The sequence below is a fragment of the uncultured Dubosiella sp. genome, from assembly GCF_964018005.1.
GTDB classification, from domain to species: domain Bacteria; phylum Bacillota_I; class Bacilli_A; order Erysipelotrichales; family Erysipelotrichaceae; genus Dubosiella; species Dubosiella muris.
Genome location: NZ_CAXHOA010000003.1, coordinates 54,764 through 67,428 on the forward strand (window position 1 = coordinate 54,764; position 12,665 = coordinate 67,428).

The following is a 12,665-nucleotide window of genomic DNA, read 5'->3' on the forward strand; positions in this document are numbered from 1 at the left end:
TTTGCTGGAAATGGAGCCGTTTATTGGGATTGACTCACAAAATATGGGATGTTTTGAGCGTTACAATCTGTGTGAACAATGAAAAATGCTAAACTGAAATTGCTGGAGAGCACCTGTTCCATGTGCAAACCACTTTTAGAAAGGGGGAATTCCATGAAAACAGGATTGCGAGGATTGTTTTGTCTCGCATTAACCGGCACTTTGTCGGTTAGTTATGTTCTTCCTGTTCAAGCCGAAGAAGCCGGTTCTGAAGCGCCAGCCGAGGATCCATCCGTGGCGGAAACGACAGAAGAAACCGGCCAGGTAGCGGAAGAATGTGAAGTTCCCGCACCCCAACAAGAAATTCCGGTCGAATCCACAAATCCGCCTCCCGACTCATCCACACCAAATGACGTAGAAGAACCGGTGGAGGACACGCCGCAACCGGCCGAACCCGAGCAGCCAAAAGAGGAAGCGAAGGAAGAGGACGAAGAGAAGGATGACGTGGAAACGACGATTCGCGCCAACGGCATCGAGCTCACCGGCCTTGATCTGGCTGCTGTCAAAATCAAAGAGGAAACGACGGCGGCAAAAGCGTGGCGCGACACCCTGGAAACGGACGATGAATCGGTGGAATCTATCAAAGAATGGTCATTGAGTCCGGCAATCGCGGGCTCTTTCAAAGCGCGTTTTGAACTGGACGATTCCACGCTGCCTTGCGTTTTATACGAGGTAGTCGATGGCAATCTCCATCCGCTTGCCTCTTCCAACGACTTTAATGGAAACACGGTTTCCTTTGACGGAGAGCAAATTGAAAAAATCGTTCTCGCGCAAATGGCGCCAAAGGAAAAGCCGAAAAAGGCGCGCGCCATCGAGCGGGCCGCCCAAAAGGTGACCATCGACTTCAAGGTCCAGTATCCGGGCAGCACGTCGTATGAAAGTGTGACCAACTGGAGCGATACGACCCAGGAAATCAACGCGGGCGACACGTTGCAAGCGGTGACGTTTCCGACCAACGCGCAACTTGAAAAGGTAAAAGGCGACAACTTGTTAACGAACTGGTACACCGATGAAGCGTGCACCCAAAAAGCGGATATGAACGCGCCAGTCAACGCGTCGATGACCTTGTACGCCAAATACGTGGAATCGCGTTATGTGCGGATGCGAGAGCTCATCAACACGGAAAATCCGCCTTCCCAAACATTCACGTGGCATTTGACGGCGACGACGAATTCGCCGGCCGATATTTATACGCCGGCGATATCCAGCGACATCACGAAAAACGGTACAAACGACTATACGTTGAATTTGCCGGACGACAGCGATATTCGCTTTTACATGCCGGTCGGCACGACGTTCCAAATCGTGGAGGACGATTACTCCTCCCAGGGGTACGACACGTACTGGCAATGGAAGCACCAAATTGTCCGTGGAAACACGAGCGATCCGATCACGCTCAGCTCCAACGAATCGTTTTATTTCATCAACTGCAAGCAGCCATATATTCGATACGATGTGTATACGTACGCGAACGTGGTGTATTCCGATGATAAAAATACGACACTGCTGTCGGATTACGGAATGGGAACCGGAAAAGTCTGGGGACCAACTGTAACAAGACCAGGGTACTGGCCTCTAGGGTTGAACTTGTTTACGATGCATCCGGATATCCTTTATCCAAACGACAATCCGAATCAAAATATTTCGCCTAGCTTTACGGGAACGCAAATCAACGGATACGCCACGATCACGGTCGGCGGCTACACGTATCAATACGCCGCGACGCCGGAGCAGCAGACAAAGCCGGGCTATTTCACGGTGAACTGGACAAAAATTCAAAGCGCCTACAACCGGAGGCCCGGCAGCAACGATATGTATACAACGAGTGATAATCCTATTTCGTACTTGATGACAGGCGATGTCATTTTGAATCGAATCATCCCGCACGATGTGACGTTTAAGGTTCGCTATCCGGGCAGCACGAATTTTGAAACGATGCGCAACTTTAACCCCGGACCTCTCATTCAGGGGGATCCTTTGTCTTCGTTGAATCCGCCCGATTCCGATATGACACAAAACGGTGTCACCTACAAGCTATCCTCGTGGTACACAAACGAGAATTTAACGACCAAGGCGGATATGGACGGAACGGTAAACGCCAACACGACCCTTTACGCCACGTACATGCCGGTCAATGCGGTGTACACGTATGGAAACATCAAAGATGGCAGCGGTCAGGTGCTGGCGACGATGGGTCTTGGCACGGCAAGCGCGACCGGCGTCAATTTGCCGCTTCCCGGCCAGGCGCAAACGGGCGTGAATTTGATGGACAACTCCACGACGATCGACTATCCCGCGCGCTATCCGAACATTACCTATAACGGAATCACGTACGCCTATACGGCAGACGCGACGCCGGGAACCAACGAGTACACGATTCAATGGGATTCTCTGGAAGCGAAAAACATGGTGATTGCCGGCGACAACAGCGCCTACACGCCGCAAGCCGGGTCGGTTTACTGGCTCAACGGGACGATCACATTAAATCCGATGCGCTACACGTTCGCGATTTATTCGATGAATCCGGGCAGCACGACGTACACGCGGGAGCGGTATGGCTATGTTGACGAAGGTGGCGAGGTTACCAATATCGCCTTGAATTATATTAAATCATGGAATGGAAAAGAATATTATGCGACGCAGTTCTATACCAATCCGGAATGTACGATCAAAGCGGATTTGGTGCAGGAAAGCCAGACGTCAAGAACATACAAAACGAAAAACCCGGTCGAAAGCAATGTGACGCTGTATAAAAAATACGAGCCTATGAACGAGCTGATGATCAAGACCCAAATCAACGGACCGTCGGATGCGCAGCAAAAAGCCTCGTTCGCGATCACAAGCTCGAACCCGGGGCCAAACTTCACGATTCCGGCTGCCGGCTATCCGATCCACGCGATTCCGGCTTTTCAAAACACGCAGATGACCGAGACCGGGCCAGGAGACTATACGTGGAACATGCCGATTCAATCACAGGTTTTCCGGTTTTATTTACCGGATCAAACCACGTTCGACATTTCCCAGAACAGCCTTGCCCAGCAAGGCTACAAAACCTACTATCAATGGGACGGGCAAGTGCGTGAAACGCTTTCCACCGGCGATATTGTGATTCCGGCCGGGCAGAGCACGCTGGGCATCATTTACGCCAAAGGGCCATACATAAAACAAAATATTTATTCCTATGGCAAACTTCCGGATGGAACGTATGTCGGACTCGGTCAAGGGCAGGCGAGCGCCGGACCATTGTTGAGTGTGGATAAAGCGGCGGTCCAAACAAACTATATGGATTTCAATCCGGACATTACCGGACCGGCCATCTATCCGAATATCACGTATCAGGGAAAACAATACGTGTACGCAGACGCAAACAGCGCGCAAGCCCGACAGCCGGGCTACTACACGATTTCCTCATGGGATACATTGAAAGCGGTGCAGGCGGTGGAGCCTGGAGCGAACAACTTCTATCCCGCTTCGCAAACCGCCAACTATCGTTTGAACGGCACGATCCATTTGAACACGTACAACGAGATGACGTTTAAGGTAAAGGACGTAGGCTCGCAACAGTTTACGGATGTGCAAAACTACGCGCCAGTCAAACTGGACACGAACGATCCGTTGTCGAGTGTCGCGCCGGCGATGCCGGACAAGACGGTCAACGGAATCACCTATACGTTGAAGGGATGGTACACGAACGAGGCGCTGACGAACGCAGCCAACTTGAATGGCACGATGGCGCAGGATACGACCTTGTATGGCGAGTACACGCCGGCGATGAAGACTCTTACGTTGCGTAGCGACAATGTGAATGGCAATTTGGACGCCGACGCCCATCAGGCATTCACATACCGGATCACGCTGAGTCCATCCAGTCAAATGTCGGTCACGGCATCCAGCAATGTAAAGCTGGTAGGAAACAACACCTACGAGGTCACATTGGAAAGCGGGCAGGAGGCGACGCTGAATGTTCCGGATGGAACAACGTATTCGATCGTTCAAACCAATCCGAGTTCCTTGTATGAAACCTCGTGGCAGGCTGCCAACGGCAATGGATCCGTATCGGGAACGAACAGGTCGGCCGCGCAGCAAGTCGTTGGCGATTCGACGTGCACGTTCACGAACCGGCGCACCAGTCCGCCGCCAACCGCCTACGACTCGAATGACTGGACGCCTTATCTTTTGATGGCGGGCGCCTTGATCGCGATGGCCGGATTTCTGCTGCGAAGGAGAAAAGGATGAGCGATGATCAGCAACGAAAAAAGGACAAAGCCGAAATCAAATTGTTTTTGAAGCGGCTCGCCATCTTCGTGGTGGCGATGGTCATCCTGTTTGGTTTCGTTTTTCGAATCGTCGTCATGCCAAGCGACGATATGAAGCCGGCCATCCGGATCGGCGATATCGAGCTGGTGTATTGCCTGCCTTCGACCAAACGGGTCGGACAGGTCGTCTATTACAAAGAGGATGGAAAAAAATACACGGGGCGGATCGTCGCGGGGCCGAAAGACACGGTTTCGATTCAGGACGAAACGTTGTATATCAACGGCAACCCGACATCCAATCCATCCATTTACTATGAAACGCCTGCGTATGAAGGCGATGTGAAATATCCGCTCACCTTGAAAGAGGACGAATATTTCGTTTTGAGCGATTTTAGGGAAGGGGCAGTTGACAGTCGAAGTTTTGGTCCGGTAAATAAAAGCCAGATCATCGGGACTGTCATCACGATTATCAGACGCTCGCAAATCTAGCGTGAAAAGAAAGAAATGAATCTTAGGAGATGAAAATGAATACATTAAAAAAAGGTTTAATGTCTATCGCCGCTTTGTCATTGGCGGCAGTGATGGGTGGGGCGATGTTGACACCGGCTTTCGCAAAAAACGGAAACACGAATACGCCCGGCATATCCATTGATATTGTAAAAACATTGCATAAAGATCCAAATGTGCCAGTTCCGCAAGATCCGGTTGTATTCAATATTCAACCAGGCACGCAGGCGGATATCAATGTGAGCAGCTACAATGGAAACCCGATCTATCCGGGAATCGCGAATGTCTTTCCTTCCACGGTAAGCATCGCTCCGGTTGCGAATACGACGACCATCATCCAATCGGGAAATCCAGTTGGTTATTCTAACCATGCTACATTGACACCGAGTTCGACGGCTACTTTCCCTCGCGCGGGAATCTACCGATATGTGGTAACCGAGCAGACGCCAACATATGATGGCTTGGCGCTAACGCCGAACTCCACGGCCTCCTATTATTTAGATGTGTATGTCACAAACAACGTGACAACAAACGCGAAGGAAGTAACGGATATTATCGCATGGAACGCAGGTCAGGCGGGCGCGAGCACAGCCAATCCTTCCACGTTCAAAGTCGATCAATTCGACTTCAGCAACACGTATACGACACACGATTTGACGATTCAAAATTACATCACAGGTAATGCTGCGGATACAAGTTTAGTATTTGACTATACTTTGAAAGTCAACACGACAGAACCAAATCAAACGTTGTACGTTCAAATGCCGGATGGTTCGTATCAAACCTTACAGGCCACGAATGGTGTGGCGACGCTGCCAAATATTAAACTGGGACAAAACCAGACGTTTACTGTTTATGGATTGAGCGCCAATGACACGTTCACGGTGACGGAAACCAATCCGCAGCCTGATTACAATGTCAGCATCAATTTGGCAAGTGGTGATAAATCCGACGATACGGTGGATGCGATGACAGAAACATTGACCGGTAAGGTTGGAACAAGCGATGATACATGGAACTTTGTGAACTATCGTCAGGGAACTGTTCCGACGGCGTTCTTCACAACATACGGTCCTTACGTAGCCGGCGTTGCCGTATTGGGCGGACTTGGCTATGCGATGTTCAGAAAGAAGAAGGACAACGAATAAGCCCTCTTCTCGTCTGCATCAAGCGGCATGCCTGGCACGAATCGGAAACAAGATCTTGTCGGTCTTGACGATTCTCGTGCTACTGATTGGAAGCGTGTACTGCTTTTACTGTCTTTTCGACGATTGGAGACAATCGCAAGCCGGACTGCCTTCGCAGATGGCGAAGTTCAAGCCGGACGCCGACGATCCGCTCTCGTTTGAAGAGCTGTTGAAGCTCAATCCGGATGTGATTGGCTGGATCACGATTGACAAAACGCATATCGACCAGCCGATCGTGCAGGGAAAAGACGATTTGGAGTACATCAACAAAGCGGCGGATGGATCGTTTTCGCTGGCGGGAGCGATCTTTCTCTCCCATTTAAACAATCCCGATCTGGACGATCCGTACAATATTTTATATGGACACCATATGAAAAACGGCGGCATGTTTGGCGATGTGATGAAGTTTACGCAGAAAAAATATTTTGACGGGCATGTGGATGGAACCGTGCTCACGAAAGACGGCAGGGAATACCGGCTGAAGATCTTCGCGGTGCTGGAAACCGACGCGGCCAACAGCGCGGTGTATTCCATGCGCGAAATTCACGAGCGGGACACGTCTTCTCTAGTCCGGTATTTGAAAAAGCATTCGAAATACTTTCGGGATCCAGTCGACGCTTCGCCGATGATCTTCGCGCTCAGCACATGCAACAGCGCGGAAACGGAAGGGCGGACGATCGTGTTCGCGCAAGTGGTAAAGGTGGTGGAACATGAAAAATAAACTCATATCATGGATCGGCATAGGCGCGGCTTGCGTGATGATGCTTTGGGGAAGTGTGCCGGCTTATTCGTTTACGAACAAAGTCACGGTCAACATTCCCGTGGAAGTGGTGTCCACCCGCGCGCCCAAACCGAAGACGGGGGTAAAATTCACGCTGGAAGCGGTGGATGGGTCCCCTCCTCCGGCAGGCAGCGAATGTGTCGTGCTTGCCGGAACGCGTTCGGTCATGCCCGTGATCGGGTTCGACCAGCCCGGCACGTACGTGTATCGCTTGCGCGCGGCAAGCGAGGATCCGTCCAAGGCGTCAATCGAGGGCGTCAGCGATTTTCGTGTCGAGATCCTCGTGACCAATGGCGAAAACGCCTTGCGGGCGGTCGTGGTCGCCTCGGATTGGAACGCGCCGGCCGGACAGCAGGCCAAAGAAACGATTCATGTCGTGCTCGATTCCGTCGCTTTGCCCGAAGCGGCGCCAAACCGCCCGAACACCTCGGCGCATACGCAGCGGGAGATGTGGGGGTATTTGGCGTGTGGAAGCGCGCTGCTGATCCTCGTTCTCGTTTGCTGGTACCGAATGGGAAAAAAAGAAAATGGATAAGCTTAAGCCTGATCTCATCGAAAGTTTTAAAAATGGAGATGGAGTCAGGCTTTTCCTTTGAAAGAGCAGAAAGGAGGAACCAAATTGAAGTTTGAAAAGGGAAAAAAGCGCCGGACGGTTCTTTACGGTTCGGGCAGGGAGCTGCTCATCGTCTTCGTCAATCTGGCTGGCGCCACGCTGCTGGGCTCGCTGTTTTGGAAGCTCGATTTTCCGGAAACGAATATCGTCTTGCTGTATTCTTTCGCGATCTTTTTGATCGCCCGCTTTTGCGCCCATCCGATCTATGGCGTGCTAGCCGCCATCGCCGGCACGCTCATCTACAACTACTTTTTCACCGAGCCGTATTTTACGCTGAACGTGTACGATTCCACGTGTCTGATCACGTTTATGACGATGACGATCACCTCGCTGCTCACCAGCGCGCTTGTCAGCAGCGACCAGGAGCATCTGGCGCAAACCAAGCGCAAGGAGGCGCAAGTGCGGGCACTGTATTTGCTGACAAACGAGTTGAACCAGGCGCGCGACGAGGCGCAGATCTTGGAAATCGGCACGCGGATGATTGAGCAGACGTTTCACCAGCCGGCGCGGTTCGTTTATGGCGCCTGCTCGAGCCGGGGCTGGTGCGTCCAGGGACCGCAAAAAGAATTTGGCATGTTTTTGTTCGATGAAAAGACGCCGGCCGTGCAGCCCGACCAGGAGGAATTCGTGCGCTCGATATGCGAGTGCATGGCCATCGCGCTCGATCGGGAATACAATGTGCAAGAAAAGATCCGTTCGCAGGAAGAGCGGATCCAGGAGCACGACCGGGCCAACTTGCTTCGTTCGATTTCGCATGATTTGCGCACGCCCCTTTCCGCGATCATGGGCAGCAGCGAGATGCTCCAACACGAGCAAAGCGGACAAGTACGCAAGCTGGCGGACGGGATTTATCAAAACGCGCGCTGGCTGTACGACCTCGTGGAAAACATCTTGATTTTGACGCGGATCAACGACGGACGGATGCAAATCCATAAACAACCGGAAGCGGTGGAGGAAGTCGTCGGCTACGCGGTGGGCCTTTTCGAAAAAAACAATCCAAACCAGCGCGTCGACGTGCGTCTGCCAAAAGACTTCGTGATGGTGGACATGGACGCCAAGCTCATAACGCAGGTGCTTTTGAATTTGCTGGAAAACGCGCGCAAGCACACGCCGCCAGGCCAGCCCATCGAGCTGACAGTAAAGGAAACCGACCGGGAGGTGCGCTTTTGCGTCGCGGACCATGGTGCGGGAATTCGCGCGCAGGACATGGAGCACGTGTTTGAAATGTTTTACACGCAAGCGGGGCAGGCGGTTGACGCCCACCGCGGCGTGGGGCTTGGACTGACGATTTGCGAAAGCATCGTCAAGGCCCATGGCGGTTGGATCAAGGCGGAAAACCGCGCGTCGGGCCAGGGCGCCATGCTGACATTCGCGCTCAAAAAGAAAGGAGAAAACGACCATGGAAACGAACAATCCCAAGACGGTGCTCATTGTCGAGGATGACGCCCAAATCGCCGGTTTCGTGCAATACGCCTGCGAGCAAAACGGCTACCGGGTGCTTTGCGCCAGCGATGGCGAACAGGGACTGGCGCTGTTTTTTTCACAGCGGCCGGATTTGATTTTGCTGGATTTAGGCTTGCCGGACATGGATGGCCTGCAAGTGCTGGAAGGCGTGCGCGCCGCCTCTTCGGTTCCGGTGCTCATTTTATCGGCACGCGACCAGGAGCAGGAAAAAGTCAAGGCGCTGGACGCGGGGGCGGACGACTACTTGACGAAGCCGTTTTCGGTGTCGGAGCTTTTGGCCCGCCTGCGGGTGGCGCTGCGGCACGCCCAGCCCGATGGACGAAAAATATATCGGGCCGGCGATTTGCGAGTGGATCCCTCGCGTCACGACATCGAGCTGGAGGGACGGCCGATTCATTTGACGCCGCTGGAATACAAGCTGCTGCTCGTTTTGTTTGAGAACCAGGGCAGCCTGATGACGACGCAATCCATTATCAAAGCGGTGTATGGTCCGTATTACGGGACGGACACGCGGGCGCTGCGGACGTTGATGGCTTCGCTGCGGCGGAAAATTGAGAAAAACCCCGCGAAGCCGGAATACATTTTTACGGAAATCGGCATCGGCTATCGCTTGCGCGGCGAGTAGAAAAGCCGGATTTCCTCACACGATTCTCACACGCGGATTGGATTCCTCACACCCTCCTTATACGTTTTGGCGTATAACAAAGGTACAAACAAGGAGGAACAAATCATGAAAACGAGAAAATTGAAAACAAAAGAACAAAACGCATTGGAAGAATTGTGTCAAACGGTTCAATCGTTCATCGAGCAGGGCCGCCTTGACGAGGCGGAAGGAAAGATCACGGAAGCCATGCTTTGGTATCCGCATTCGGCCATTCCGCACAACTTGATGGGAATCGAACAAGAATACCGCGGAGCCCACCAGCGGGCCCTTCGTCATTTTACAGCGGCTTTGGCTTTGGAGCCTGACTACGCGCCGGCGCAGGAAAACCTGCATCGGTGCAGCGCCGTGTACGACAGAAAGCGGAACCGATACATTTATTGCGACAATCAACGGAAAACAAAAGAGCGGTCATTGCTTGGCGTGGATTTGGCGGGCATGAATCGCGTGATGGATTGTTTTTCATAGAAAGGAGATTACAATGCGAAATCAAAAGCAATCATTTTACACTATTATTATTGGCTGCGGACGCCTGGGAGCCACGCTTGCCGACGCTTTGTCGGCGCAAGGCAAAGACGTGACAATCGTCGACAAGTCGCAAAGCGCCTTCCGCAAGCTGTCTTGCGGTTTTGCCGGAATGACAAAGCTTGGTAATGGATTGAATTTGGACACGCTGTCCGAAATCGAGATGGCGCACGCCGACGAGGTGCTAGTCGTGACGGACAACGACAATGTGAATGTGATGATCGCGCAAATGGCGCAAACGATTTACCATGTCGACCACGTGGTGGCGCGGTTGTATGATCCGGATAAGAAAGTCATCATGCAAAACGCCGGCATGGACGTGGTTTGTCCATGCGAGCTTTCTTTCGCGGCGATGCAGGCTTTCATCGAGCCTGGAAAGGAGACGAGTCATGCGGCGTAAAGTAGTGATTGCCGGCGGCCGCAGCAAGGCGCGTTCGCTGGCGCTGTCGATGTTAAAACAAGGATATGAAGTCACTTTGATCAACTTGTCCCACCAGGACTGCATGGAACTGGCGATGATCGAGTCTTTGACGGTAATCGAAGGGGACGCCACGAAGCCATACGTGCTCGAAGACGCGGGCATCGAAGGCTTTGACGTGGCGATCGCGCTCAACACGAAAGACGAGGACAATCTGGTCATTTGCGAATTGTGCAAAACGCTGTTCCGGGTGAAAAAAACCGTTTCGCTCGTGAACGATCCGAAAAAGCAGGATTTCTTTTTGAAGCGCGGCGTCGATCACGTGATTTGCGCGCTGGAAGAGCTGGCAGAGCTCATACGGCAGCAGGCGTCGGTTGAAGAGATCAAGCGCGTCAGCGCGCCGAAAACCGACGCGTTGCACATCGAGGAAGTGACGATTCCGAAAAACGCGTGGTGTATCGACAAGCCGATTTGCGCGCTCGGTTTGCCAGACGACGTCATCGTTGCGTGCATCAACCGGCGTCACGACACGATCATTCCTAACGGCAGCACGCAGCTGAAGGCGAAAGACCGGCTCGTCGTGCTGACGACGGAAAACGAGAAAAGCGCGATCCGGATCTTGACGGAGAAAAACGGATATGGCGAGTAGACTGACAAAGTATTCGCTGCCCGGACGGATCATGATGCTCGTAGGGCTTCTCGTTTCCTTTCCAATCGTGCTTGCTCCGTTTTTGGAAAACGGCTTGCGCGAGGCGGTTTGGTTTCTCGTGCCTGGCGCGGGATCGGTCGCTTTGGGTATGCTCGTATGCGCCTTCTGGCGCCAAGACGGGACGATGGATACGGCGTGGCGGCCGACGTTGCAGCGGACGAGTTTGACGGTGCTCTTCGCCTGGGTTTGGGGAATCCTCGTAGGCTCGCTTCCGTTTTTGTTTGGTATGGGCCTGACGCCGGTGCAGGCGCTTTTTGAATCGGTGAGCGGCTGGACGACGACGGGACTTTCGGTCATCGACGTGACGAAGTGTTCCGATTTATTTTTGTTTTATCGCAGCTTCATCCAGTTTTGTGGCGGCTTGGGCTTCGTGGCGGTGATGATGGTCATCGTGGTGGAGAAGCAGTCGATGAGCTTGTACAACGCGGAAGGCCATTCCGATCAAATCAAGCCGAACTTGAAAAAGAGCGCGCAGGCGATCGGATTGATGTACTGCGGCTTTTTGCTGGCGGGAACGATCGCGTACCGCCTGGTGGGGATGTCGTGGTTCGATGGCGTCAACCACGCGATGTGCGCGCTGTCGACGGGTGGCTTTTCGACGCGTCTCAACAGCATTGGCGAGTACGAGTCGGTAGCGATCGACATCGTGACCATCGTTTTGATGCTCATTGGAACGACGAATTTCGCGGCGCTGATGCTGCTGGTCAAAGGGAAATGGAAAAAGTTCTCGAAAATCAGCGAGGTGCGGTTCATGGCGGTGGTTTTGCTCGTGGTCATTCCGATGATGACGGTTTCGCTTTCGAACGCGTTCCAGCTTTCGCTTTGGGACGGCTTCAAGCACGCGGCGTTCGACTCCGTGTCGGCGCTTTCGACAAGCGGGTTCTCGTCGATGGCTTACGACGCGTGGCCGCCATTCGCGATTGGCTTGATGATCGTGCTGATGCTGTTTGGCGGCGGGGCCGGATCGACGGCGGGCGGCATCAAGCTGAACCGGGTGTATTTGATGCTACGCTTTGCCAAAGACCATATGCGGGCGATGGTGTCGAACAAGCGCCAGGTGCATGTGTCGTACTATGAAACGGCGCAAGGAAAAACGGCGATCGACGAATCGCTCAAGGATGGCACGACGACGTTTGTGACCGTGTACTTTTGCCTGTTTCTGGTCGGCTCGCTGCTGATTACGCTAACGGCGGGCTGCGGCTTGACGGAGGGGATGTTCGAGTTCGCCTCCTCGCTTGGAACGGTTGGCTTGTCGATTGGCTTGACGAATCCGGCGACCGCGGCACCGGTTTTGCTGGTGGAAATGTTTGGCATGGTGTTTGGCCGGCTGGAAATCTTCCTGATTTTTACAGGTTTGTTTTGCGGCTGGAACGTCATCCGGTCGGCTTTTTCGAAAAGAGTCGGCGGATAAAGAATTCCGGGAAACACATCCCGGGATTTTTTTGTGGTTTCAAACCGTTCGCTGCCGGCTTGGAATTTGGCGGGTCAGCACGTATAATGGATAG

At 53.0% G+C, this 12,665-nt stretch carries 11 protein-coding genes; all 11 read left to right on the forward strand.

Annotation, left to right across the window (positions count from 1 at the left end; translation table 11 throughout):
- Positions 1 to 153 precede the first annotated feature (153 nt).
- The 11 genes from ABNS49_RS03115 (at position 154) to ABNS49_RS03165 (ending at position 12,571) form a co-directional block, all read left to right on the forward strand.
- On the forward strand, positions 154 to 4,275 hold the full coding sequence (locus tag ABNS49_RS03115; RefSeq protein WP_289108287.1) for an InlB B-repeat-containing protein: 4,122 nt from the start codon (positions 154 to 156) through the stop codon (positions 4,273 to 4,275).
- Positions 4,272 to 4,784 (forward strand): signal peptidase I, encoded by a 513-nt coding sequence (gene lepB / locus ABNS49_RS03120; RefSeq protein WP_135980184.1) that lies wholly within the window; start codon positions 4,272 to 4,274, stop codon positions 4,782 to 4,784. The genes ABNS49_RS03115 and lepB overlap by 4 nt, the downstream gene beginning before the upstream one ends.
- Before the next feature lie 35 nt (positions 4,785 to 4,819).
- Positions 4,820 to 5,950: an FctA domain-containing protein gene (locus ABNS49_RS03125; RefSeq protein WP_288342814.1), complete on the forward strand. Its 1,131-nt coding sequence runs from the start codon at positions 4,820 to 4,822 to the stop codon at positions 5,948 to 5,950.
- A complete protein-coding gene (gene srtB / locus ABNS49_RS03130; protein WP_135980186.1) occupies positions 5,916 to 6,710 on the forward strand; it encodes a class B sortase in 795 nt (264 codons plus the stop codon). The genes ABNS49_RS03125 and srtB overlap by 35 nt, the downstream gene beginning before the upstream one ends.
- The gene (locus tag ABNS49_RS03135; RefSeq protein ID WP_135980188.1) at positions 6,700 to 7,305 is read left to right on the forward strand and encodes a hypothetical protein; all 606 of its coding nucleotides are present in this window, start codon (positions 6,700 to 6,702) and stop codon (positions 7,303 to 7,305) included. Before srtB ends, ABNS49_RS03135 begins: the two co-directional genes overlap by 11 nt.
- Positions 7,306 to 7,389: 84 nt before the next feature.
- Positions 7,390 to 8,826, forward strand: coding sequence for a DUF4118 domain-containing protein (locus tag ABNS49_RS03140; RefSeq protein WP_168353580.1), 1,437 nt, complete (start codon positions 7,390 to 7,392; stop codon positions 8,824 to 8,826).
- Positions 8,783 to 9,472 carry a response regulator transcription factor gene (locus ABNS49_RS03145; protein ID WP_135980190.1) on the forward strand — a complete coding sequence of 230 codons (690 nt, stop codon included), beginning with the start codon at positions 8,783 to 8,785 and terminating at the stop codon, positions 9,470 to 9,472. The genes ABNS49_RS03140 and ABNS49_RS03145 overlap by 44 nt, the downstream gene beginning before the upstream one ends.
- Before the next feature lie 105 nt (positions 9,473 to 9,577).
- Positions 9,578 to 9,976 carry a hypothetical protein gene (locus tag ABNS49_RS03150; protein ID WP_135980191.1) on the forward strand — a complete coding sequence of 133 codons (399 nt, stop codon included), beginning with the start codon at positions 9,578 to 9,580 and terminating at the stop codon, positions 9,974 to 9,976.
- 13 nt (positions 9,977 to 9,989) lie between these two features.
- On the forward strand, positions 9,990 to 10,433 hold the full coding sequence (locus ABNS49_RS03155) for a TrkA family potassium uptake protein (RefSeq protein ID WP_135980192.1): 444 nt from the start codon (positions 9,990 to 9,992) through the stop codon (positions 10,431 to 10,433).
- Positions 10,423 to 11,100, forward strand: a complete 678-nt coding sequence (locus ABNS49_RS03160) for an NAD-binding protein (protein ID WP_135980193.1) — start codon at positions 10,423 to 10,425, stop codon at positions 11,098 to 11,100. The genes ABNS49_RS03155 and ABNS49_RS03160 overlap by 11 nt, the downstream gene beginning before the upstream one ends.
- A complete protein-coding gene (locus ABNS49_RS03165; RefSeq protein ID WP_135980195.1) occupies positions 11,090 to 12,571 on the forward strand; it encodes a potassium transporter TrkG in 1,482 nt (493 codons plus the stop codon). The genes ABNS49_RS03160 and ABNS49_RS03165 overlap by 11 nt, the downstream gene beginning before the upstream one ends.
- The last annotated feature ends 94 nt before the right edge of the window (positions 12,572 to 12,665 follow it).